25 protein-coding genes and 1 pseudogene are annotated in these 21548 nt (G+C 62.9%); 15 read left to right on the top strand and 11 right to left on the bottom strand.

Annotated elements, in window-relative coordinates; translation table 11 throughout:
- The first annotated feature begins 159 nt into the window (after positions 1-159).
- The 11 genes and pseudogenes from X741_RS161630 (at position 160) to groL (ending at position 12276) form a co-directional block, all read left to right on the top strand.
- On the top strand, positions 160-1128 hold the full coding sequence (locus tag X741_RS161630) for a membrane protein (RefSeq protein WP_023762816.1): 969 nt from the start codon (positions 160-162) through the stop codon (positions 1126-1128).
- A gap of 67 nt (positions 1129-1195) precedes the next feature.
- Positions 1196-2170, top strand: coding sequence for a quinolinate synthase NadA (nadA, locus tag X741_RS161635; protein ID WP_023776413.1), 975 nt, complete (start codon positions 1196-1198; stop codon positions 2168-2170).
- Positions 2167-3708 (top strand): L-aspartate oxidase, encoded by a 1542-nt coding sequence (locus X741_RS161640; protein WP_023776412.1) that lies wholly within the window; start codon positions 2167-2169, stop codon positions 3706-3708. The genes nadA and X741_RS161640 overlap by 4 nt, the downstream gene beginning before the upstream one ends.
- Positions 3708-4562, top strand: a complete 855-nt coding sequence (gene nadC, locus X741_RS161645) for a carboxylating nicotinate-nucleotide diphosphorylase (protein ID WP_023776411.1) — start codon at positions 3708-3710, stop codon at positions 4560-4562. Before X741_RS161640 ends, nadC begins: the two co-directional genes overlap by 1 nt.
- 100 nt (positions 4563-4662) lie before the next feature.
- Positions 4663-5661 carry a biotin synthase BioB gene (gene bioB, locus X741_RS161650; RefSeq protein WP_051410408.1) on the top strand — a complete coding sequence of 333 codons (999 nt, stop codon included), beginning with the start codon at positions 4663-4665 and terminating at the stop codon, positions 5659-5661.
- Complete coding sequence (locus tag X741_RS161655; RefSeq protein ID WP_023776409.1) at positions 5658-6812, top strand: 8-amino-7-oxononanoate synthase; 1155 nt, start codon at positions 5658-5660, stop codon at positions 6810-6812. Before bioB ends, X741_RS161655 begins: the two co-directional genes overlap by 4 nt.
- Complete coding sequence (gene bioD, locus X741_RS161660) at positions 6809-7444, top strand: dethiobiotin synthase (RefSeq protein WP_023735844.1); 636 nt, start codon at positions 6809-6811, stop codon at positions 7442-7444. The genes X741_RS161655 and bioD overlap by 4 nt, the downstream gene beginning before the upstream one ends.
- Complete coding sequence (locus X741_RS161665; protein WP_023776408.1) at positions 7444-8709, top strand: adenosylmethionine--8-amino-7-oxononanoate transaminase; 1266 nt, start codon at positions 7444-7446, stop codon at positions 8707-8709. The genes bioD and X741_RS161665 overlap by 1 nt, the downstream gene beginning before the upstream one ends.
- Positions 8706-9689, top strand: coding sequence for a beta-ketoacyl-ACP synthase III (locus X741_RS161670; RefSeq protein WP_023776407.1), 984 nt, complete (start codon positions 8706-8708; stop codon positions 9687-9689). The genes X741_RS161665 and X741_RS161670 overlap by 4 nt, the downstream gene beginning before the upstream one ends.
- A 430-nt stretch (positions 9690-10119) precedes the next feature.
- Positions 10120-10416, top strand: coding sequence for a co-chaperone GroES (gene groES / locus X741_RS161675; protein WP_019863563.1), 297 nt, complete (start codon positions 10120-10122; stop codon positions 10414-10416).
- Positions 10417-10482: 66 nt separating this feature from the next.
- Positions 10483-12276, top strand: a pseudogene (groL, locus tag X741_RS01000000166225) (chaperonin GroEL).
- A gap of 170 nt (positions 12277-12446) precedes the next feature.
- Here groL and X741_RS161680 read toward each other — a convergent pair.
- Complete coding sequence (locus X741_RS161680) at positions 12447-13055, bottom strand: TetR/AcrR family transcriptional regulator (RefSeq protein ID WP_023766449.1); 609 nt, start codon at positions 13053-13055, stop codon at positions 12447-12449.
- 128 nt (positions 13056-13183) lie between these two features.
- Here X741_RS161680 and X741_RS161685 point away from each other — a divergent pair, with 128 nt between their 5' ends.
- Positions 13184-13630, top strand: a complete 447-nt coding sequence (locus X741_RS161685) for an OsmC family protein (RefSeq protein WP_023776406.1) — start codon at positions 13184-13186, stop codon at positions 13628-13630.
- A gap of 17 nt (positions 13631-13647) precedes the next feature.
- Positions 13648-14034 (top strand): nuclear transport factor 2 family protein, encoded by a 387-nt coding sequence (locus X741_RS161690; RefSeq protein WP_023776405.1) that lies wholly within the window; start codon positions 13648-13650, stop codon positions 14032-14034.
- A 94-nt stretch (positions 14035-14128) separates the two neighbouring features.
- Here X741_RS161690 and X741_RS161695 read toward each other — a convergent pair whose 3' ends face one another.
- The 8 genes from X741_RS161695 to X741_RS161725 form a co-directional block, all read right to left on the bottom strand.
- Complete coding sequence (locus X741_RS161695; protein ID WP_023766446.1) at positions 14129-14740, bottom strand: LysE family translocator; 612 nt, start codon at positions 14738-14740, stop codon at positions 14129-14131.
- Positions 14741-14833: 93 nt separating this feature from the next.
- A complete protein-coding gene (locus tag X741_RS161700) occupies positions 14834-15127 on the bottom strand; it encodes a YkgJ family cysteine cluster protein (protein WP_085984580.1) in 294 nt (97 codons plus the stop codon).
- Positions 15128-15185: 58 nt separating this feature from the next.
- Entirely contained in the window at positions 15186-15350 is a 165-nt protein-coding gene (locus tag X741_RS1000000167925) for a hypothetical protein (RefSeq protein ID WP_023766444.1), read from the bottom strand.
- Between the two features lies 1 nt (position 15351).
- The gene (locus X741_RS161705; RefSeq protein ID WP_023776403.1) at positions 15352-15759 is read right to left on the bottom strand and encodes a hypothetical protein; all 408 of its coding nucleotides are present in this window, start codon (positions 15757-15759) and stop codon (positions 15352-15354) included.
- Entirely contained in the window at positions 15759-15986 is a 228-nt protein-coding gene (locus X741_RS161710) for a hypothetical protein (RefSeq protein WP_023766442.1), read from the bottom strand. Before X741_RS161710 ends, X741_RS161705 begins: the two co-directional genes overlap by 1 nt.
- Before the next feature lie 341 nt (positions 15987-16327).
- Positions 16328-16537 (bottom strand): cold-shock protein, encoded by a 210-nt coding sequence (locus tag X741_RS161715; RefSeq protein WP_010915421.1) that lies wholly within the window; start codon positions 16535-16537, stop codon positions 16328-16330.
- Between the two features lie 503 nt (positions 16538-17040).
- A complete protein-coding gene (locus X741_RS161720) occupies positions 17041-17796 on the bottom strand; it encodes an SDR family NAD(P)-dependent oxidoreductase (protein WP_023776402.1) in 756 nt (251 codons plus the stop codon).
- Positions 17797-17872: 76 nt separating this feature from the next.
- The gene (locus X741_RS161725) at positions 17873-18526 is read right to left on the bottom strand and encodes a glutathione S-transferase family protein (RefSeq protein WP_023776401.1); all 654 of its coding nucleotides are present in this window, start codon (positions 18524-18526) and stop codon (positions 17873-17875) included.
- 204 nt (positions 18527-18730) lie between these two features.
- Here X741_RS161725 and X741_RS161730 point away from each other — a divergent pair, with 204 nt between their 5' ends.
- Entirely contained in the window at positions 18731-18910 is a 180-nt protein-coding gene (locus tag X741_RS161730) for a CsbD family protein (RefSeq protein ID WP_013896186.1), read from the top strand.
- Positions 18911-18934: 24 nt separating this feature from the next.
- Here the strand turns inward: X741_RS161730 and X741_RS161735 are convergent, their stop codons facing one another.
- Positions 18935-20068, bottom strand: coding sequence for a metallophosphoesterase (locus X741_RS161735; RefSeq protein WP_023776399.1), 1134 nt, complete (start codon positions 20066-20068; stop codon positions 18935-18937).
- Positions 20069-20190: 122 nt separating this feature from the next.
- Here X741_RS161735 and X741_RS161740 point away from each other — a divergent pair, with 122 nt between their 5' ends.
- Entirely contained in the window at positions 20191-20790 is a 600-nt protein-coding gene (locus X741_RS161740) for a hypothetical protein (RefSeq protein ID WP_023776398.1), read from the top strand.
- Positions 20791-20818: 28 nt separating this feature from the next.
- Here the strand turns inward: X741_RS161740 and X741_RS161745 are convergent, their stop codons facing one another.
- Positions 20819-21532 (bottom strand): TetR/AcrR family transcriptional regulator, encoded by a 714-nt coding sequence (locus X741_RS161745; RefSeq protein WP_051410393.1) that lies wholly within the window; start codon positions 21530-21532, stop codon positions 20819-20821.
- Between the last annotated feature and the right edge of the window lie 16 nt (positions 21533-21548).

The following is a 21548-nucleotide window of genomic DNA, read 5'->3' as shown; positions in this document are numbered from 1 at the left end:
TCCCCTACGTTACCAACCGCGGGTGTCGCCTTTGGCACATTTTTGTGCAGGTGCGAAGAGCTAAAAATGCCCGTGCAGCTGTGGGGTGTTGACGTGCCGACAGGCGCGCTTACACTAAATCGATTAAGGTCCCCCGAGCTGGCCAAGTAATTCGCGAACATGGACGATCAGGCAATACGACTCAGGAAAGACAGAGCCGCCTTCAAGGCCGACGACGTCAAAGTGGACCTGATCGCCCTTGTCGTCGCCGTAAACGACAGTGAACCCTGTGTCCTCACCATCGGCCAGGCAGACACCTTGCCCTCCGGTCCCTTTGCGCTTGAGCACCGATCGCTGCAATCCGGCTTGAGGGGGTGGGTCGAGCAGCAGACCGGCCATCGGCTGGGGTACATTGAGCAACTTTACACGTTCGCTGATCGGGATCGCATCGGCGCCGAGCGCCAGCAGCGCGTCATCTCCATCAGCTATCTTGCATTGACCCGCAAGGAACAGGCAGCGGGCTCGCCCAAGTGCGGATGGCAGAGTTGGTATGAATATTTTCCATGGGAGGACCACCGCTCCGGCACGCCTCCGGTCGTGCTGGACGTTCTGCGACCACGCTTGATTGAATGGGCAAACGGCGTCCGCGATGCGGCCACGCGACGTGAACGCTGGCAGCGGGCGACGATAGCCTTCGGCTTCGACGACCGCCTTTGGAACGAGGAACTCACGCTTCAACGCTATGAGTTAGTCTACGAAGCAGGCCTGGTCCAAGAGGCCGTAAGAGGGCGGGACGCGGCGCCCCCTCCGCTGGTGCCCAGCAAGTCCATGGTCGCCGATCATCGCCGCATCGTGGCGACCGGCATTGCGCGGCTGCGCTCCAAGATCAAATACCGGCCGGTCGTCTTTGAGCTGATGCCGCCGGTCTTCACGCTTTTGCAGCTGCAGCGAACCGTCGAGGCGCTCGCCGGCAGGCTCATCCACAAGCCGAACTTTCGCCGACTGATCGAACAGCAGGAGCTGGTCGAGGAGACCGGAGAGGCCACCGCTGAGACCGGCGGCCGGCCAGCGAAGCTTTTCCGTTTCCGCCACGCCGTTCTCGACGATAGGCTCATCTCCGGGACAAAATTGCCGCTGGCGCGGGGTTGACATCCCTTATACTCACAGCAAGTATATGCTGGTTATTTTCAATTAGAGTATAAGCGGGAGGGGGTCGATGAGCGCCATGCTGCCTACGGCCGCGTTGCTCTACGAGCACGTCCGACGAGTGATCCCGCCGATCGAATGGCCGGCTTTCGCCGAGGATATCGAGGCGATCCTTGCACTGAAGCGCGAGCGCAACGCCATCATCCTGGCGCACAACTATCAGACGCCCGAGATCTTCCATTGCGTGGCCGACATCGTCGGCGACAGCTTGGCATTAGCCCGCACGGCTGCGACGATCGAGGCGCAAGTCATCGTGCTGGCCGGCGTCCATTTCATGGCCGAAACGGCCAAGCTCCTTAATCCGGACAAGACCGTACTCATTCCGGATCTCAGCGCCGGTTGCTCGTTGGCGGAATCAATCACGGCAGAAGACGTGCGCTTGATGCGCCAGCGTTATCCCGGGGTTCCGATCATCACTTATGTAAACACGTCGGCCGAAGTGAAAGCCGAGTCGGATATCTGCTGTACATCCGGCAACGCCAAGGCGGTCGTCGAATCCCTTGGGGTTCTCCGGGTGATCATGCTGCCGGACGAATATCTGGCCCAGAATATCGCCGCCCAGACCGATGTGCAGATCATCGCCTGGAAAGGGCATTGCGAGGTGCATGAGCGCTTTACACCGGCCGACATCCGCGAGTTGCGCGAAAGCCATGCCGGCGTGGTCGTGCTCGCCCATCCCGAATGCCCGCCCGACGTCGTGGCTGAAGCAGATTTTTCCGGCTCGACGGCTGCCATGTCCGACTATGTCGAAAGGCAAAGGCCGCCACGTGTCGTGCTGATGACGGAATGCTCGATGAGCGACAACGTCGCGTTAGCGCACCCAGAGGTCGAGTTCATCCGGCCCTGCAATTTGTGCCCGCACATGAAGCGGATCACGCTTGCCAACATCCGCACGGCGCTCGAGCAGAACCAACATGTCGTAACCATCGAACCCGGGATCGCCGGGCGCGCGCGGCTTGCGGTCGAACGGATGCTGGCAGTTTGAGCGCCGACCTCCGCAGCTTCTTCGGGCGGCCGATCATCATCGGCGGCGGCATCGCCGGACTGATGACCGCGCTTCAACTGTCGCCGGAGCCGGTGCTTCTTCTGTCAAGGTCGCTGCTGGGAGCTGACAATTCGAGCACCTGGGCACAGGGGGGTCTGGCTGCAAGTTTCGGCGAAGACGACGATCCGGCAATGCACCTGGCCGATACGCTTGCCGCCGGGGATGGTCTCTGCGACAGAGACGTGGCGAGCCGCATCCTCCAAGCCGCGCCCAAGGCGATAGAGGGGCTTGCGGGCTTGGGGGTTCCCTTTGACCGCACGCCGAAAGGATCACTGTGCCTCGGATTGGAGGCCGCACACAGCCGACGTCGCATCGTTCATGCGCATGGGGACGGCACCGGGCGTGAGATCATGCGTGCCCTGATCGCGGCTGTGCGTTCCACTCCGTCGATAGTTGTCGTGGAGGGCGTGGAAGCGCGCCGGCTGGCCGTGCGAGAGAATGCGATCCGGGGCGTCTGGGCGAGCTGTTCGATCGGACCTTTCTTCTTCGGCTCACGGCGGGTCGTCCTCGCCACCGGTGGCATCGGGGGACTGTTTCTCGACACCACGAACCCTTGGGGCAGTTGCGGACAAGGCCTTGCACTTGCGGCCCGCGCTGGAGCTGTCCTAGCCGACCTCGAATTCATCCAGTTCCACCCGACCGCGCTTGACGGCCCAGAACGCCCTATGGCGCTGGTCAGCGAGGCTGTCCGAGGCGAAGGTGCTGCCCTGATCGATGAAACCGGCCAGGCTTTTCTTCAAAGCGTGCCAGGGGCGGAACTTGCGCCTCGCGATGTCTTGGCCCGCGCCGTTTGGAACCATCTTGCGAACGGCCACCGTGTTTTTCTCGACGCCCGACAACGGCCTGGCCCGGCATTCGCTCGACATTTCCCGACAATCGCATCAGCCTGTCGTGGAGCGGGCATCAATCCCGCGCGCGATCTCATCCCCATTCGTCCGGCCCAACACTACCACATGGGTGGCGTTGCCGTGGACAGCTTTGGCAGGACCTCCGTCGAGGGGCTGTGGGCCTGCGGCGAAGTCGCTTCGACAGGACTGCATGGCGCCAACAGGCTCGCCAGCAATTCCTTGACCGAGGCAATCGTGTGCGCCCGCTGGGTCGCTGAAAGTGTCGCCGGAACGCCTGCTCGCAGAACAAGACCTGCGTTTGCGAAGGTTTACCCACCGCCCGCTCCGATACCCGTGCGTGTTTTCCTGTCGCGCGCACTCGGCATCGTCCGGGACGGTGAAGGGTTGAAAGCAGCCGCGCGTGCCTTATTGCCGCTCGCCGAAAGCAAGGATGCGGTCTCGGATCCGGCGGCTGTCGGGCTAATGATCGCGGTTGCCGCCTTGTTGCGCGAAGAAAGCCGCGGCGCTCATTACCGGACAGATTTTCCTCATCATGCGACTGCCGCCCGACGGTCCGAAATCACGCTCGAAGCCGCCTTGGGCACTGCGCGCGAACTCGGACACTCGCCAAACTTGGAAGGGGCAAAGTGATGAGGCTCTCACCGCTTCCCACGGTCATGCTTGAGCCGCTTGTACGGGCATCGCTTCTTGAAGACCTTGGCAGAGCCGGCGACTTGACCACGGATGCCATCGTCCCGAAGGAATACCAAGCGGGAACCGTGTTGGTGGCGCGACAGTCCGGAGTTGTAGCCGGCCTCGATCTGGCGATGCTCGCTTTCCACTTGATTGATCCTGATGTCGACATCTCGGTGGAGCGGGCAGACGGCTGCAATGTCGTGGATGGAGAGATCATTGCATCAGTGGTTGGCCCGGCCCGGGCCATTCTCACAGCCGAAAGGACGGCACTCAATTTTTTGTGCCATCTGAGCGGCATCGCCACAGCAACGGCATCGATCGTCGCTGCGGTTCGTGGATATGGCGCGAAGATCGTCTGCACACGCAAGACGACGCCTGGATTGCGGGCAGTCGAAAAATATGCCCTGCGCGCAGGTGGCGGGTCCAATCACCGCTTCGGCCTGGACGATGCAATTTTGATCAAGGACAACCACATCGCCATCGCAGGCGGCGTCCGCCCAGCGCTCGAGCGAGCACGAAGAGCGGCCGGTCATCTCGTCAAGATCGAAGTCGAGGTCGATACTCTGGCCCAGTTGGAGGAGGTACTTGGCTTCGCTCCCGATGCGGTTCTGCTCGACAACATGTCCCTCCCCGATCTTCGCCGCGCCGTCGCAATCGTCGGTGGCCGCGCTATCACCGAGGCTTCTGGCGGGATCACGTCCCATACAGCGCGAGCGGTTGCCGCGACCGGCGTTGATCTGATTTCGGTCGGCCGACTCATCCACAGCGCGCCGATCCTGGATATCGGCCTCGACCATCGGGGCTCATGATTGTCTGAGTAACGAACAGGATTTGGTCAACTGTCCTCTCCGATCGTCGACAGTCAGATAGCAAAGACCCCGCAAGACAGACCGGAGGAACAGCATGGACATGCAAACGGCAAGTTCAACGCAGACATCGCCACAGGCTCAATCCCCTGACACTGGAGCGTGGACCCTGGAAAAGGCTCAGGCACTTTACCATGCCCCCTTCAACAATCTCCTCTTCCTGGCGCAGACCGTGCACCGCCAGAATTTCGATCCAAACAAGGTCCAGCTCAGCCGGCTGCTCAGCATCAAGACGGGCGGATGCCCGGAGGATTGCGGCTATTGCAGCCAGTCGGCGCATCACGAGACCGGCCTGAAGGCGTCGAAGCTGATGGAGGTCAGGCGCGTCGTCGCCGAGGCGAAGAAAGCGCGTGACGCCGGCGCCACGCGTTATTGCACGGGAGCCGCCTGGCGGAACCCCAAAGCGCGCGACATGGATGCGGTGGTGGCGATGGTCGAAGGCGTCAAGGCGCTGGGCATGGAGACCTGCATGACGCTCGGCATGCTCGATCTTGAGCAAGCCGCTCGACTGAAGCAAGCGGGCCTCGACTACTACAACCACAACATCGATACGTCGGAACGCTACTACAGCGAGATCATCAGCACGCGCGGCTATGCCGAGCGGCTCGACACGCTTGAGCAGGTTCGTCGATCCGGCATCAAGGTCTGCTGCGGCGGTATTGTCGGCATGGGCGAAGATCCGGTGGACCGGATCGACATGCTGGTGACGCTGGCGAACCTACCCGAGCCGCCGGAAAGCGTCCCGATCAACATGCTGATCCCGATCGCCGGCACCCCGCTTGCCGAAGCCAAGCCCATCGAGCCGATCGAATTCGTGCGCGTGATCGCCCTGGCGCGCATCATGATGCCGAAATCGCATGTGCGTCTTTCCGCCGGCCGCACCGCCATGACCGACGAGATGCAGGCGCTGTGCTTTTTTGCCGGTGCCAATTCAATCTTCGTCGGTGACACGCTGCTGACGGCGGACAATCCCGGCGAGGACAAGGATAGCCTTCTGTTCCGCCGTCTCGGCATTGAGCCGATGGAACTCGAGGCGCAATGAACGGGGCACCGCTTGCCCGCTATGACGCGACCTTGCAGGGACTGGCCCGCAAGGACCGGCTGCGGACGCTTGCGCCGCGCGCAGGTCTCGATTTCTCGTCGAACGACTATCTCGGGCTGGCCTCGTCCAGGAGACTTGGCGATGCTGTTGTGGCGGCGATTGCGCGGGGCACGCCGGTTGGCGCCACTGGGTCGCGGCTGTTGCGCGGCAATGCACCGGAACACGAGCAGCTCGAGGCAGACGCGGCGGCATTCTTTGGAGCCGACCGCGCGCTGTTCTTCGGCAGCGGCTACATCGCCAACTTCGCTCTGCTGAGCGCCCTGCCGCGGAAGGGCGATCTTTTGGTTCTCGATGAGCTCGCCCATGCCAGCATGCATGAGGGTGCGCAGGCCGGGCGCGCACAGTTCGTGCTGGCCGCGCACAACGACGCCACCGCTGTCGAGGATGCGATCACACGTTGGCGCGCCGCAGGCGGCATGGGGCGCGTCTGGATCGCGGTGGAGAGCCTTTACAGCATGGATGGCGACCGCGCGCCTTTGGAAAGCCTGGTCGCGCTTGCCGATCGGCACGAGGCATTCATCGTCATTGACGAGGCGCATTCGACCGGCGTCTGGGGACCGGACGGCCGGGGGCTTGCCGCCGCTTTCGAGGGCCGCGACAACATCGTCGCGCTCCACACCTGCGGCAAGGCGCTCGGCGCATCTGGTGGGCTCGTGACCGGGCCGAGGGCACTGTGCGAGTATCTGATCAACCGTTGCCGGCCATTCATCTACGCGACCGCGCCATCGCCACTGATGGCGGTCGTGGCGCGCGAAGCACTCGCAATGCTCGCCGACGACCCTATACGGCGTATTCAGCTGCATGAACGCGTTGACCTCGCCGGCCGCCAGCTGGCCGAGCGCTGCGGCGTGATACCCAGCGGCTCGCAGATCCAGCCCCTGGTAATCGGCGATGTCAGGCGCACCCTGGCATTGGCGGCGCGCCTGCAGGCCCGCGGCTTCGACATACGCGGTATTCGTCCTCCGACCGTGCCCGAGGGCACGTCGCGGCTGCGCATCTCACTGACGCTCAATGTCGGCGAAGCCGACATTTCCGCCATGGTCGAGGCGCTGGTCGAGGTGTTGGCCCAAACATCACCGGAGGCGGTATGACCCAACGCATCGTCATCACCGGAACCGACACGGGAGTTGGCAAGACCGTGTTTGCGGCTGGGCTCGCCGGTTTGCTCGACGGCTTTTACTGGAAACCGGTGCAATCGGGCCTCGACGGCGAGACCGACAGCGAAGTGGTCGCGCGGCTTGCCGGCTTGCCCTCAGAGCGCGTGCTGCCGGAAGCCTACCGCTTGCGGAGCCCGCTGTCGCCGCATCGTTCGGCCGAGATCGACGGCGTGGCGATCAAGGCTGCCGATCTTGCTTTTCCCGTCCTACCGACGCCGCTCGTCATCGAAGGCTCCGGCGGCCTGATGGTGCCGCTTAACCGGCGCACAAGGCTCATCGACATCTTCGCTGAATGGCGGCTGCCCGTTATTCTGTGCGCCCGCACCACGCTCGGCACCATCAACCACACCTTGCTCTCGATCGAGGCGCTCCGCGCCCGATCCATCCCGTTGGCCGGCATCGCTTTCATCGGCGATGAGATGGCCGATACGCAACGGACCATCGTGGAATTCAGCGGTGCGCCGCAGCTCGGCAGGCTGCCGCACCTCGATCTGCTGACCGGCAAGACACTGAGGGACGCAATGATTGCCGGCTTCGCCTTCGCCTCGATTACTGGAGGTGACTGATGTCGCAGTCTCATGTGTGGCATCCCTTCACCCAGCACGCGCTCGAGCCTGCGATCCCAGAAATCGTCCGGACTGAAGGCGCCTATCTCCGCAGGGCCGACGGCGCCCGCATCCTGGACGCCATCTCCTCCTGGTGGGTCGTCACACATGGCCACCGCCATCCCCGCATCATGAAGGCAATCGAGACAACCGCGTCGAGCCTCGACCAGATTGTCTTCGCGGGCTTCACGCACGAGCCGGCAGAGCGCTTGGCCAAGGCGCTTGTCGGCCTCGCTCCCGCTGGACTCGACTGGGTGTTCTATTCCGACAGTGGCTCGACCTGCGTCGAAGTTGCGCTGAAGATGGCGCTCGGTTATTTCCGCAACATCGGCGCCCCACGCTCTCGCATCGTCGTCATGGAGCACAGCTATCATGGCGACACGATCGGCACGATGAGCGTCGGTGCGCGTGGCGTGTTCAACGCCGCCTACGAACCGCTGCTGTTCGAGGTCGACATCATCCCCTTTCCGGCAGCGGGGCGCGAGCAGGAGACGCTGGATCGTTTAGAGGCTGTGACCCGCGATCGACGAGCCGCAGCCTTAATCGTCGAGCCGCTGGTGCTGGGCGCCGGCGGCATGCTGATGTATCCGGCTTCAGTTCTGGCCGAATTGAAGAAGATCACTGAGGCCTCCGGCACGCTGCTGATCGCCGACGAAGTGATGACCGGCTGGGGGCGGACCGGAACCATGTTCGCCTGCGAGCAGGCATCGATCTCTCCAGATATCCTGTGCACCTCGAAAGGCCTGACCGGCGGCGCCATCCCGCTGGCCGTAACGCTTGCCACCGATGCCATCTTCCAGGCTCATTATTCCGAGGACCGGAAGAAGACGTTTTTCCATTCGAGCTCCTACACTGCCAACCCGATTGCCTGCGCGGCAGCACTTGCCAATGTCGAGATCTGGCGGGACGAGCCGGTGGCCGAGCGCATTGCGGCCTTGAGCGCAATGCAGGCCACCGGGCTTCGACGCTTTCGCGACAACAGCTTCTTCACCGACTGCCGAGCCACGGGAACAATCGCGGCGCTCGACCTGCGAACCGGTTCCGCAGGTTATCTCGCCGAGATCGGACCGAAACTGCGCGCTTTCTTCCTCGAGCGAGGGCTACTTGTGCGCCCGCTCGGCAATGTCCTCTACCTTCTGCCACCCTATTGCATCACCGGCGACGAGCTCGAGCGACTCTATGACGCCATTGAGGAGGCGGGCGAACGCTTCGGGTCCAGGCCATGAGCAAGTCGTCGCGCATACTCGGGTTTGGCCATCATGCGCCTGGGCGAAAGGTGGCGAATGCCGAAATCGAGAGCAATCTCGGTCTTGATCAAGGCTGGATCGAAAGGCGTACCGGGATACGGTCGCGCTTCTGGGCAACCGACGAAGACACGCTGTCTGGTCTTGCTGCGCAGGCCAGCGACATGGCGCTGGCGAACGCCGGTATTGCGCGCCACGACATCGGTCTGCTGTTGCTTGCCACCTCGACACCCGACCATCTTCTGCCGCCGAGCGCGCCGCTGGTCGCACACAAGCTTGGCCTTGGCCGCGCAGGCGCGGTGGATCTGACAGGCGCGTGCGCCGGCTTCATCTATGCGCTGATGTTTGCGGACGGATTTACCCGCCTGCACGGCAAAGCGAGCCTTGTTATCGCCGCCAACATCCTCAGCCGCCGCATCAATCCAGCCGAGCGCGCAAGCTCGGTCCTGTTTGCCGATGCCGCCGGCGCCCTGGTGATCGGTCAGTGCGATGATGCTGATCGGGGCATTCTCGGTGCCTCGGTGGCTTCGGACGGCTCGCGATACGGGCTGATCCAGATTCCCGCAGGAGGAAGCAACAAGCCGTTCCACGGTGACCTCGATCTCGCGCAAACCCGAATGAGGATGACGGACGGCCGCGAAGTGTTCGCAAAGGCCGTCGAGATGATGACCGATTGCTCGATAAGCGCGCTAGCCGCTGCCGGAGTGCGGCCACACGATCTCGGCCGGTTCGTGCCGCATCAGGCCAATACTCGGATTTTCGACGCGGTCGGGAGGAACCTCGGCATCGCGGACCAAGCAATTGTCAAGACGATTGCCGAATACGGCAACTCTTCGGCCGCGACGATCCCGCTGTCGCTCTCGCTCGCCAACCAGACGGAGCCATTCCAGCCTGGAGAGAAAATCCTTCTGTCGGCGGCGGGTGCGGGTCTCAGCGGCGGCGCTCTCGTGGTTGGAATCTAGCCGGCCGGCTCACGCGCGCAGGACTGGTCATGAATGGCAATAGGGCAACAGAACCAATGCCAAAATGGCCTTCTGAAGCTCGACATGACCGAGCTGACGCAGCACGACCCCGTGCGAGCCTCTGGATGAGATCAAATGCATCACCCGTTGCATCATTCGTGCCATCTGAATAAAGCTCAAATACAAAGGGTGAGCCGCCCCATATATGTCTGATACCCGACATTGTTCACATAAAAGGCTCGATGCTTACACGCTCTTTGCTCTCTTCTCTTTGCTGTCTGCTCTTTTCTCTTTGCTCTTTGCTCTTCCGTCTTGACTAGCAGGAGCATGCGGCTTATCTCATTGCCGCGTTAGCACTCGCTTCGGCTGAGTGCTAAGCACGCTCCGGCAACGGAGAACCGTTCAACATCCGCACCAAGGAAATCCAAAAATGGCAAAGTCGAATTTCCGGCCGCTGCATGACCGCGTGGTCGTTCGCCGGGTCGAATCCGAATCCAAGACCGCCGGCGGGATCATCATCCCGGATACGGCGAAGGAAAAGCCGCAGGAAGGCGAGATCATCGCCGTCGGCTCCGGCGCTCGTGACGAAGCTGGCAAGCTGGTCCCGCTGGACGTCAAGGCCGGCGACCGCATCCTGTTCGGCAAGTGGTCGGGTACCGAAGTCAAGCTCAATGGCGAAGACCTTCTGATCATGAAGGAATCCGACATTATGGGCATCATCGGCTGACACGCTGCCGCCTTTCCTTCGCACCATCAAATCTGAATTTCGGGCGAAATGCCCAGGAGTAAAAAAATGGCTGCCAAAGACGTAAAATTCTCCCGCGATGCCCGCGAGCGCATGCTTCACGGCATCAACATCCTCGCCGACGCGGTGAAGGTGACCCTCGGTCCCAAGGGCCGCAACGTCGTCATCGACAAGTCGTTCGGCGCACCGCGCATCACCAAGGACGGGGTCACCGTCGCCAAGGAAATCGAACTTTCCGACAAGTTCGAAAACATGGGCGCGCAGATGATCCGCGAAGTTGCTTCGAAGACCAACGACATCGCCGGTGACGGCACCACGACGGCGACCGTTCTGGCGCAGTCGATCGTCCAGGAAGGCAACAAGGCCGTTGCCGCCGGCATGAACCCGATGGACCTGAAGCGCGGCATCGATCTGGCCGTGACCGAAGTCGTCGNGTTGCCGCCGGCATGAACCCGATGGACCTGAAGCGCGGCATCGATCTGGCCGTGACCGAAGTCGTCGAGGCGCTCGGCAAGGCTGCCAAGAAGATCAAGACCTCCGGGGAAGTTGCCCAGGTCGGCACGATCGCCGGCAATGGCGACGAGTCGGTCGGCAAGATGATCGCCGAAGCGATGCAGAAGGTCGGCAACGAAGGCGTCATCACGGTTGAGGAAGCCAAGACCGCCGAGACCGAACTCGAAGTCGTCGAAGGCATGCAGTTCGACCGCGGCTATCTCTCGCCGTACTTCGTCACCAACGCCGACAAGATGGTTGCCGAGCTCGAGGACGTCTACATCCTCCTGCACGAGAAGAAGCTCTCCAACCTCCAGGCGATGCTGCCGGTTCTCGAAGCCGTCGTGCAGACCTCGAAGCCGCTGCTCATCATCTCGGAAGACGTCGAAGGCGAGGCTCTGGCCACGCTGGTCGTCAACAAGCTGCGTGGCGGCCTGAAGATCGCCGCCGTCAAGGCGCCGGGCTTCGGTGATCGCCGCAAGGCCATGCTGGAAGACATCGCCATCCTCACCGGTGGCCAGGTCATCTCAGAAGACCTCGGCATCAAGCTCGAGAACGTCGGCCTCAACATGCTCGGCCGCGCCAAGAAGGTGTCGATCTCCAAGGAGAACACCACCATCGTCGACGGCGCCGGCAAGAAGGCCGAGATCCAGGGCCGCGTTGCCCAGATCAAGCAGCAGATCGAAGAGACCACTTCGGACTACGACAAGGAGAAGCTGCAGGAACGCCTCGCGAAGCTCGCGGGCGGCGTTGCGGTGATCCGCGTCGGCGGTGCGACGGAAGTCGAAGTCAAGGAAAAGAAGGACCGCGTCGATGACGCCCTCAACGCGACCCGCGCGGCCGTCGAAGAAGGCATCGTTGCTGGCGGTGGCGTCGCTCTCCTGCGCGCTTCGGCCGACATCAAGGTCACCGGCGTCAATGCCGACCAGGCCGCCGGCATCAACATCGTTCGTCGTGCGCTGCAGGCTCCGGCCCGCCAGATCGCGGCCAACGCCGGTGCGGAAGCATCGATCGTTGCCGGCAAGATCCTTGAGAACAAGGGCTTGACCTTCGGCTACAACGCCCAGACCGGCGAATATGGCGACATGATCGCCATGGGTATCGTCGATCCGGTCAAGGTCGTGCGTACCGCCCTCCAGGACGCGGCCTCGGTCGCCGGCCTGCTCGTCACCACCGAAGCCATGATCGCGGAGGCTCCGAANCCTCCAGGACGCGGCCTCGGTCGCCGGCCTGCTCGTCACCACCGAAGCCATGATCGCGGAGGCTCCGAAGAAGGAGTCGGCTGGCGGCGGCGGCATGCCTGGCGGCATGGGCGGCGGCATGGGCGGCATGGGCGGCATGGATTTCTAAGAAATCCATAAAGCACGCCCATGAACTCACATTGCTCAAGCCCGCAAGCGGGCTTGAGTGGCGGCATGGATTTCTAATCCGCGCTTCCATCAGCCTTCAGATACGGAAAGGGCGGCAGCGATGCCGCCCTTTTTGCTTGCATGCTTCCTGATCGCCGCCCTTCGATGCCCTCAGACGGTTGTATCCGCGCGTTGCCGTGCCTCCCCAGCCAGCACGGCGCCTTCAATCAGTGCCGCGACCTCGTCGGCCACCGCCTTCAATGGCGCGCGGTCGCGGGTGGCGCGCGCGATCACCATCAGCCCTTCCAGCGATGATTCGACCAACAGCGCCAAGGCATGCGCGCGACGCTCTGGCACCCCTGCCCTGACGAAGGCATCTCGCAGCAAGCCTATCCACTGCTCGAAGGCCGAGCGGCACAGATCAGCCAGCTCCGGCACGTCGGTCGGCGAATCCAGCACGACCGGGGCGATCGGACAGCCGAGCGAAAACTGGTTGTCCTCCAGCATGCGCGCCACTGACTGGTAGATATGATGGACGGCAACCGCCGGATCGCGCTCCGCGGCCAGCGCCTCGGTGAGCCGCTCCGTCACCTCGGCAACGCTATCGCGCGTCACCTCGATCACCAGTTGGTCCTTGCCGCCGGGAAAATGGAAGTAGAGCGAACCGCGCGGCGCGCCGCTGGCGCTCAATATGTCGTTGAGCGAAGTGCCGTGATAGCCGCGTTGCCTGAGCAGCAATCCGGTCGTTTCGAGTATGCGGGCCCGTGTATCGTTCGCCATGTCAACCTCTGTCAGCAGCGATCATTATAGGCCTTGCGTCGAATATGACAATCGGTCTACATAATATGTAGATCAGTCTATATATTCTGCACAAGGGTGCGGCGCAGCGTTTCAACCAGGAGGGTACAATGGCAATTCGTGAAGCTTCGGCCAGATGGCAAGGCACGCTGAAGGAAGGTTCGGGCCAGTTGCGGCTCGGCAGCGGTGTCTTCGAAGGCGCCTATTCCTTTCCGTCGCGTTTCGAGAACGGTCCAGGCACCAACCCGGAGGAGTTGATCGCGGCGGCGCATGCCGGTTGCTTCTCGATGGCGCTGAGCGCCGTCCTCGGCAGCGAGGGTCACACTGCCCAAACTATCCACACGACAGCCAAGGTGCATCTCGGGGCGACCGCGGCCGGACCGACGATCACCCGCATCGAACTAGAGACTGGAGCAAATGTCGCCGGGCTGGGCGTAGACGATTTCGAAAGGCTGGCGCAGTCGGCCAAGGCAGGCTGCCTCGTTTCCCGGGCGCTGGCCGGTGTCGCCACGATCACGCTGAAGGCGACCCTTGTCGACGCCGCCATCGATCACTGAACGAAAGGAGCCAACCAATGACCAGGGAACTCATCATCGACCTCGCCACGGCAAAGCTCTCCGGCGAAACAGCCGAAATCATGCGGCGTTACAACGACGTGTTCCAGCGTCACGATCCATCGGCGCTCAACGAACTGGTGGCGCAGGACTGCGTGATCGAGAACACCACGCCGGCGCCGGACGGCGCCCGCCGCGCCGGCAAGGCCGCCTGCGTCGAACTGTGGTCGGCGATCGCCACCGGACCCGGCACGCGCTTCGACATCGAAGAGACTTTCGTGGCAGGCGACCGTGCCACGATCCGCTGGCGCTACTGGATGGCCGACGGCCATTCGGTGCGCGGCGTCAACCTCATGCGCGTCGCCGACGGACGGATCGTCGAGGCGATGGGCTATGTGAAGGGATAACGCGCCCTGAACAGGGATATCCGGTTTTCCGTCCGGAATTGCGTCTGAACAAGCACGGGAGCGGATCAGCGGGACTGAACCGCTCCCGGTGGCGCTACCGATCGGCCAATGCCAGCTTGGCGCCGAGCATGACGAAGGCTCCGGCAAACGTCCGGCGCATCCAGGTCAGCACCATGGGCCGCGACACGACATGGCTGCGGATCGAGGCGGCGAAGATGCCGTAGCCGACGAAGACCACGAAGGTCAAAAGCATGAAGACGGAGCTGAGCTCCAGCATCTTCGACAGCGCGTTGGGTTCGGTGGTGCTGACGAATTGCGGCAGGAAGGCGAAGAAGAAGATCGACAGTTTCGGGTTGAGCACGTTGACGAGAATGCCGGTGGCAATCACCTTGCCGGCCGAGCGCGGCGCGACATTGTCCTCGACGCTCAGGCCGCCCTTCTCCTTCAGCGTGTTCCAGGCCATGTAGAGCAGATAGGCGACGCCGAGATATTTCAGCGTCTCGAAGGCGACCGCGCTGGTGTGCAGCAGCGCCGCAAGGCCGGTGATGGCGGCGGCCATGTGCGGGATGATGCCGAGCGTGCAGCCGAAGGCAGCAATGATCGAGGCCCGCGCACCGCGCGAAAGTCCGGCGCTCAGCGTGTAGAGAACGCCGGTGCCGGGCGAAGCCACGACGATCAGCGACGTCAACAGGAATTCGATGCTCACGATGATTTCCTCCGGCCCCCTGCCCGGCCAGGAAGGTACCGGGCTGCGGGTCGGCGCACAAGCGGGGGGAGATTGGCAGTTACACGGGCAATTCTAAAAGATCGGCAATCCGTGTTCGCGGCGCGCCATCAGGCACTCCGCGTCGCCGGGCATGCAGGCGCGGCAGACGTCCGGCCGGACATCATATATGCCGCAAGCGGTCGCCTTGCCGACTTCGCCGGACAAGGCCGAGCAGCGCACGCCGTCGCAGCGCATGCCGGACAGGTCAGCCGCTATGTATTTTTCCGGAATGCGGTCGAGCTGTGCGTCATCCTCGGTGGAAAAACGCGGCCATTCGGCCGAGTACGAGCAACAAGCGCCGCAGCTCTGGCAGTCGAAGGCAGGCACCTGCGAGCCGCGCGGTGCGAGCGCGGCAAGGTCATGATCGGCGTCGCGCGGCAAGGCGCTATTTCTTCTTGCCTGCCTTGCCGCGGGGCGTCTCGGCCGGCGACTTGAACAGGTCGGTCGCAGTGTCGGCAGCGTCGGCTTTCGGCGCGGCGGCCGGCTTGGCCGGTTTGGCGGCGGCGACCGACGCCGCAGGCTGGTCCTTGGCGGAGAATTTTATGGCCATGTCAGTCCTCGTCGGCGAAACGCGATGATGGTGCGCGTGGATTGCGCAGGCGGCCGATCAGCGCCGAAACCGCCGTGATGTTCATTTCCTCGGGCGACCAGTTCTTTACCGTCTCGATGTGGTGGGGCGCCAGTTCGCGATGCGTGCTGCCGCTGTAGGCGGCGTCCTGATAGGTCACCCGCTCATGGGTCTTGGCGTCTTCGCGGACATATTCGATCAGGTAGTTCGGGCACTCGGCACGGCCGCGAACGCCGACGCGCACCTGGGCATCGCCATGGGCGCGTTTGCAGCGCTCGAGCTTTTCCAGCACACGGCGGACATATTCGACCGGCTTGTCGAGCCCTTCGACCATGTCGGCGATGGTCGCGTCGGCGGCGATCGGCGTTGGCGGTACCCGCTTGGTGGCCATCAGCGTTTTCCAGCCCGTTTCGGCAATGCCGGGCGGGCCGCGGCCGCGGCCATCTCGTCGGCTTCCTTTTCCAGGCGCAGTTCGCGCAAGCGTGCCGTCTTGGCCTCACGCGCCGCGCTGACGGCATCGCGCTCGGACATGATGCGGTTGAGCGACATCGACTGGGTTTGCGTCTTGCTGAACAGCGACACCGCCGGTTCGGCGGCTGTCTTCGAATGGGCGGTCAAAATCTTTCTCCTGTCAGGAGCCTGGTGCCGATAGGGCGAGACCGGGTCTTCGGTCAGGACCACGCACTGCTGGAGCGTCCCTTAGCACGTTCAGCACGATGCGCAGCGCATTTTCGGCGGCAACAAGCGTAAAATGAAAAAGGCCAGGCACCGCCTGACCTTCCATGGGAGCACCGCGCATCCACGCGCATCCAGATGGATGCACAGGATGGATGTACAGGAACACTCCTCTCATGCGCATGATGTGCCTTGGAAACTCAGGTCTCCGTGGCCATGCGCCAGAATTCGCCACTCACCGGTGCCAGTACATCCGTGGTCACCGGGAGGGCCGAATTCTTTTTTCAGGCCGCCTTCAACTGGTCGGCGGACATCTTGCCCGACTTGTTGTCGCGGACCATCTCGTAGCCAAGCTTCTGGCCCTCGACGATGTCGCGCATACCGGCGCGCTCTACGGCCGAGATGTGGACGAAAACGTCGGCCGAGCCGTCGTCAGGCTGAATAAAACCAAAACCTTTGGTGGCGTTGAACCATTTAACTGTGCCGGTGCTCATAAACGAACCCTTTCCATGGCAAATATTCGCTAATCGCGGTGCGAATGCACAACGATTTTTGTCTCGATTTTTGATGGGGAAGTTCGTCAAAGGCGCGCATTCGGGCGCGGATAACAAAAGTCAGTCAAACAAATATCGACATGTTTCTTCTAGACTTCTTTTGGCGGCGAGTCAATTTCTGGTTTTTCAGCGACCCGGATTCAATTTTGGGTTGCCTGGCGCATGGGCCTCAACTGGCCAAGCCGCTGAACGACCACGCGTTCATTTTTCCTCAAAAAAGCATCACGCCGGAACCAATTCCGCGCTGGCGCATTTCGAGGGTGTCGGTAGTCCTATCAATCTCAGGACTGCTGACAAAAGGACGCCTCCCGCACGATAAAAGGTGCGAGGGGCGTTCTTGTATGTGCCGGGTCGTAAGCTCGCGCCGATCAGCGGCAGTATCTCGTCATGGAACCCGAGGTCACGCGACGCTGGAGGTCACAGGTCCCTGCTCCGCCCGCGGTTCAGCGCTCCTGATCGGTCGGGCGGATGAGGATTTCGTTGATGTTGACGCGCGGTGGCTGGCTGACGGCGTAGAGGATGGCGTTCGCAATATCATCGGCGGTCAGCGCTTCCAGGGTGGCGAGGCGTTGGTCGAGGCCGGCCTTCATGGCGGGATTGGTGATGTGGTCGCCAAGCTTGGTGCGCACCAGGCCGGGTTCGATGACGGTGACGCGCACCTTGTCGACATAGACCTCGCGGCGTAGCGATTCCGAGAAGGCGACGACACCAAACTTGGTTGCCGCGTAGCCGCTGGCACCCGGATTGGCGACGCGGCCGGCGACCGAGGATACGTTGACGACATGGCCCTTGGCAGCCTTGAGGTGCGGCAATGCCGCCTTGGTGGCGGCCATCAGACCGATCAGATTGAGTTCGATCATGCGGCGCCAATCGTCGAGGTCGGCTTCGGCCGCCGGCGACAGCAGCATGACGCCGGCATTGTTGACGAGAATGTCGAGCCGGTCCCATTCGGAGACAACCTTGTCGACCATGGCGGTGATGTCACTGCCCTTGGCAATATCGGCTTCGATAGCGAGCGCCTTGCCGCCAGCCTTCTCGATGCGGCCAACCAGCATGTCGAGGCGATCGGCGCGGCGGGCGGCGACCGCCACCTTGGCGCCGGCGGCGGCAAGCGCCGCCGCGGTCGCCTCGCCGATGCCCGACGAGGCGCCAGTGACGAGCGCGACCTTGCCCATGAGAGGGGAATTAGAGGATGTCATGGATCTTCTCCAGATGCCCGGCCCACCCCTTCAGATAGGCCGCGCGGACGTTTCTGGAAGCCCAGCCTGTGCAAGGTTATTCGTCCGGCCCGGGTTCCGGCCACGTCTCCTTCGCCGCTTCCGCATACCAGTGCCGCATCGCAGGCGTGGCCAGCACGGCGTCGACATAGGCCCTGGTGTCGGCCGCCAGCACGCCGCCATAGACGTCGAAGCGGGTGACGACCGGCGCATACATGGCGTCAGCGGCGGTGAAATGGCCAAACAGAAACGGGCCGCCCTTGCCATATTTTTCGCGGCACTCGCGCCACAGCGCCTCGATGCGGGCGCGTTGCGCCTCGCCTTCGGCGTCGAGCGGCTTATGGACCTTGGGCCGGCGCAAGTTCATCGGCCAGCCGTAGCGGACTTCGCGAAAACCGGAATGCATCTCGGTCGCCACCGAGCGCGCCAGCGCGCGGGCGCCAAGGTCGTCCGGCCAGAGTTTTTTCTGCGGGTAGAGGTCTGCAAGATATTCAAGGATGGCTAGGGTTTCCCAGACGATCCTTCCGCTGTGATTCAAAACCGGGACCTGGCCGGTCGGCGACACCTTCGCCAGATTGGCGGCGGTCTCCGGCGTGCGCAGGCGCACAAAACCCTCCTCGAACGGGATCTCCAGATGCCGCATCGCCAGCCATGGACGCAGCGACCATGAGGAGAAGCATTTGTTGCCGATGTAGAGCGTGAATTCCACCATTTTTCTCCCCGCGCACGATGTCCAAACCCGATGCGTATTCACAGCCTAGCCTGCCGAGCTTTCGCCAGGAAGCGACAGTGCGACCTGATCTGCCGGCCGAGCGACGCCTGGAACCCAAGCGGTATCTGTCCGTTGGCTTGTCGCGGATGAATTCGTTCGAATTCAAAACCAATTCCTTCGAATTCAAAACTGGGAGATGCCGAAATGGTGAACAAGGATCAGGTCGCAGGCGTGGCCAAGCAGGTCAAAGGTTCGGTCAAGGAGGCCGCAGGCAAGGCGACCGGCAACAGGCAGACCCAAGCCAGAGGCATGGCCGACAAGGCTACCGGCAAGGTGCAGAAGGCCTATGGCGATATGAAGGAAAAGATCAAGAAGGCGCTTTGACCTCTTCGGATGCTACATCGACTGTCATGTGCTCCAGCCTTTGCTGAAGGCATTGGTGAAGGCGACCTCGCCATGGTCATCGATCGCCTCGCCAAGCGCGACGTCCATGCCGTCGCTGGTCACCCTGGCGACGGCGAAACCTCCCATATAGGCGGCCTTCGGCTTGAACAGGTCGAGCCCGTCGCGGCGGTAGATCAGCGGCGTGGCGTGCTGGTGGCCGTGGAAGATGGCGACGACATTGTAGCCCTTCAGCGCCGCCAGCAGCGCCTGCCTGTCGGCTTCGCCCCACCAGTGCGGCGCGCCGGCGCCGTCATCGTCGTAGGTTCTCTTGGCGGCATCCCAACGCTCGATCGAGAACGTGTCCCAGCCATAGTGCTGGAACAAGATGACGGGACGACCGTCCGCCGCGTAGGTCGCCAGGTCCTGCTTCAGCCATGGCAGGCTGCTTTCGGCGCCGTGGCCGATGTCACCAGCGAAACGATGGGTCTGGACGAGATGCAGGCCGCCCCAGTCCCAGGAATAGCAATCGGTGTCGACATCGTAGCTGGTGGCCGGCACAGGCGGCTTGAAGAAGACGCCGGCGCGGTGGTTGACCTCGACATAGTCGCGCATCTCGCGGCGATACCAGTCGACATGGTGCGGCGGCCCGTTCTGGTCGAGATCATGATTGCCGAGACCGACATAGACCGGCATGTGAACGCGATCGGGGCCGACACCTTGCTGGTAGCGCTGGCTGAACTGCAAAAGCTGCGTGCCCTCGCTCGGCTGGGTGATCTGGCCGCCGCCGTCATCTGTGATGTCGCCGCCAACGACGAGACCGAGCGGCGTGCCGATGCGGCTGCCAGCCGAACGCAGGCCGGTGGCGACTCCGTCGATTTCGGCGGGCCAGTCCTTGTCGCCGATGGCGTTCAGCGCCGCTACATTGCGCAGCAATGCCGCGTCGGTCTTGCCTTCCTGCTGGCAGTTGGGGCTCAAACCGCTTGCCATGCGGCAGGCATGGATATCGGCGATGAACAGGAAAGTGGCGTCGATGGGCTGGACGCGTTGCCCGGTCTGACCGAGCGCCGGGCGCGACAGCACGCCAGCCGCGGCAAAACCGGCGGCCCGCGCTAGGAAGCAGCGTCGTGAAAGCAATGTCGGCGACAGTCGATTCATCATGGGGGAATTTCAACACGGAGGGCGGGCGGCCGTCCAGCGCCTCTCCTTGCAGCCGAGCATCGACATAGGTTCATGGGTCTGGCATGTCTAACCCTCAACTTGCGCGAGCAGAGGAGGACGAAATGAAAACCGCACCGATCTGCGTGATCCTTGCCGCGATCGTGATCCCGTCCGCGAGCACCGCGCATGCCGCCGGTTGCATCGACGCAAAGTCCGCCAAGAATGGCTTCATCCTGGCGAGGCCCGGCATCCAAAGCGAGTTTCGGCCCGTAGCCGGCGGAATGGTCTCCGTCGTCAACACCTACGCTTCGCAATCACCACAGAAGCAGTTCCTGTTTGCCGGCCTGATCGAGGTGTTTCGCGACAGCGACACCGGCCGGCTGGCGATGATCCCATTTTCCGACCTGCGAAAACTGTTTCCGCTGAAGACGGGGACCAAAGGCACGATCGAGTTTGTCGAGCTGTCGCCCAGCAAGCTAGCGAAGAGCACCAAGACGCTGACGCTGGTCGTCAAGGGCAAGGAGACGTTCAGCCTGGGCGACTGCAAATACAATGTGCTCGCCGTCCAGGAGACCTTCAAGAACGGAGCCGGCGAGACGCTCGATGCCTATACCGCGCTCTACGCACCCGATCTGCAAGCCGCCCTCGCCCGGCGCTACGATGAAGGCACCAGCAAGGAATCGGTGAACGGCTACGAGACGATCAAACCGCTGACCGAGTAAGGGACGCTGGCCGAGTAAGAGACTAGCTTCACGAGTTTCCGTACCGCCGCAGCACCCTGCGACGCCGCCTCGCTCCCGTCTCTCCCTGGGAAGACTCGCCCTGGGACGACTCGGCCTGGGAAGCGTCCCATTCCAACGCCGCGAGGCAATCGCGCAACGGGCCGGCGTCCTGCGCCGTCTTGGCCATCGACATGGCCCCGGAGTAGGTGGCGACCACCAGCGCCGCAAAGCGTTGGGCATCGGTGCCCTGCTCCCTGCCCGCCTGCTGGTCGGCCCTGATCTTGTCGGCGATCGCCTGCCGCCATTCCGAAAAGATGCCGGCAAGGGCGGTGCGGAATTCCGGGTCGGCAAGGGACAGTTCGTGCGCCAGGTTGTTGAGCGGGCAGCCGCGCACGAAACCCTGCTGTTCCAGTTCCGCCGCCACGGCCTCGAAGACAGCGCGCACGCCCTCGCGCACCGAGGCCGCAGCCTTGACCGGCGCGATCCATGTCTCTTCGACCGCCGCCGCCACGCGCTCCTCGATCACCGCCAGGGCCAACGCCTTCTTGGTCGGGAAATGGTGATGCAGCGCACCGCCGCTGACCCCAGCCGCCGCCATCAGATCGCCGAGGCTGGATGCGTGATAGCCGCGCGCCTGGAACGCGACCTCGGCGACATCGAGCACTTTGTTGCGCAGGCCCTCGGGGTCGTTGGTGCGTTTTGATGGCCGCCCTTTCAGACGCCCGGCGATCTCTGCTGACATTTGCACACGATAGCAG

Source organism: Mesorhizobium sp. LNHC221B00 (genome assembly GCF_000502935.1).
In the GTDB taxonomy this organism is placed as follows: domain Bacteria; phylum Pseudomonadota; class Alphaproteobacteria; order Rhizobiales; family Rhizobiaceae; genus Mesorhizobium; species Mesorhizobium opportunistum.
This window is presented reverse-complemented; position numbering and strand designations above follow the sequence as displayed.

Excerpts from the sequence above, each read along its gene's own strand:
- X741_RS161690 (WP_023776405.1), top strand. The coding sequence starts at position 13,648 with ATGACCAGGGAACTCATCATCGACCTCGCCACGGCAAAGCTCTCCGGC.
- X741_RS161730 (WP_013896186.1), top strand. The coding sequence starts at position 18,731 with ATGGTGAACAAGGATCAGGTCGCAGGCGTGGCCAAGCAGGTCAAAGGT.
- X741_RS161630 (WP_023762816.1), top strand. The coding sequence starts at position 160 with ATGGACGATCAGGCAATACGACTCAGGAAAGACAGAGCCGCCTTCAAG.
- groES (WP_019863563.1), top strand. The coding sequence starts at position 10,120 with ATGGCAAAGTCGAATTTCCGGCCGCTGCATGACCGCGTGGTCGTTCGC.
- X741_RS161670 (WP_023776407.1), top strand. The coding sequence starts at position 8,706 with ATGAGCAAGTCGTCGCGCATACTCGGGTTTGGCCATCATGCGCCTGGG.
- X741_RS161735 (WP_023776399.1), bottom strand. The coding sequence starts at position 20,068 with ATGATGAATCGACTGTCGCCGACATTGCTTTCACGACGCTGCTTCCTA.
- X741_RS161745 (WP_051410393.1), bottom strand. The coding sequence starts at position 21,532 with ATGTCAGCAGAGATCGCCGGGCGTCTGAAAGGGCGGCCATCAAAACGC.
- X741_RS161680 (WP_023766449.1), bottom strand. The coding sequence starts at position 13,055 with ATGGCGAACGATACACGGGCCCGCATACTCGAAACGACCGGATTGCTG.
- X741_RS161720 (WP_023776402.1), bottom strand. The coding sequence starts at position 17,796 with ATGACATCCTCTAATTCCCCTCTCATGGGCAAGGTCGCGCTCGTCACT.
- bioB (WP_051410408.1), top strand. The coding sequence starts at position 4,663 with ATGCAAACGGCAAGTTCAACGCAGACATCGCCACAGGCTCAATCCCCT.
- nadA (WP_023776413.1), top strand. The coding sequence starts at position 1,196 with ATGAGCGCCATGCTGCCTACGGCCGCGTTGCTCTACGAGCACGTCCGA.
- X741_RS161665 (WP_023776408.1), top strand. The coding sequence starts at position 7,444 with ATGTCGCAGTCTCATGTGTGGCATCCCTTCACCCAGCACGCGCTCGAG.
- bioD (WP_023735844.1), top strand. The coding sequence starts at position 6,809 with ATGACCCAACGCATCGTCATCACCGGAACCGACACGGGAGTTGGCAAG.
- X741_RS161715 (WP_010915421.1), bottom strand. The coding sequence starts at position 16,537 with ATGAGCACCGGCACAGTTAAATGGTTCAACGCCACCAAAGGTTTTGGT.
- X741_RS161655 (WP_023776409.1), top strand. The coding sequence starts at position 5,658 with ATGAACGGGGCACCGCTTGCCCGCTATGACGCGACCTTGCAGGGACTG.
- X741_RS161740 (WP_023776398.1), top strand. The coding sequence starts at position 20,191 with ATGAAAACCGCACCGATCTGCGTGATCCTTGCCGCGATCGTGATCCCG.
- nadC (WP_023776411.1), top strand. The coding sequence starts at position 3,708 with ATGAGGCTCTCACCGCTTCCCACGGTCATGCTTGAGCCGCTTGTACGG.
- X741_RS161685 (WP_023776406.1), top strand. The coding sequence starts at position 13,184 with ATGGCAATTCGTGAAGCTTCGGCCAGATGGCAAGGCACGCTGAAGGAA.
- X741_RS161725 (WP_023776401.1), bottom strand. The coding sequence starts at position 18,526 with ATGGTGGAATTCACGCTCTACATCGGCAACAAATGCTTCTCCTCATGG.
- X741_RS1000000167925 (WP_023766444.1), bottom strand. The coding sequence starts at position 15,350 with ATGGCCATAAAATTCTCCGCCAAGGACCAGCCTGCGGCGTCGGTCGCC.
- X741_RS161705 (WP_023776403.1), bottom strand. The coding sequence starts at position 15,759 with ATGGCCACCAAGCGGGTACCGCCAACGCCGATCGCCGCCGACGCGACC.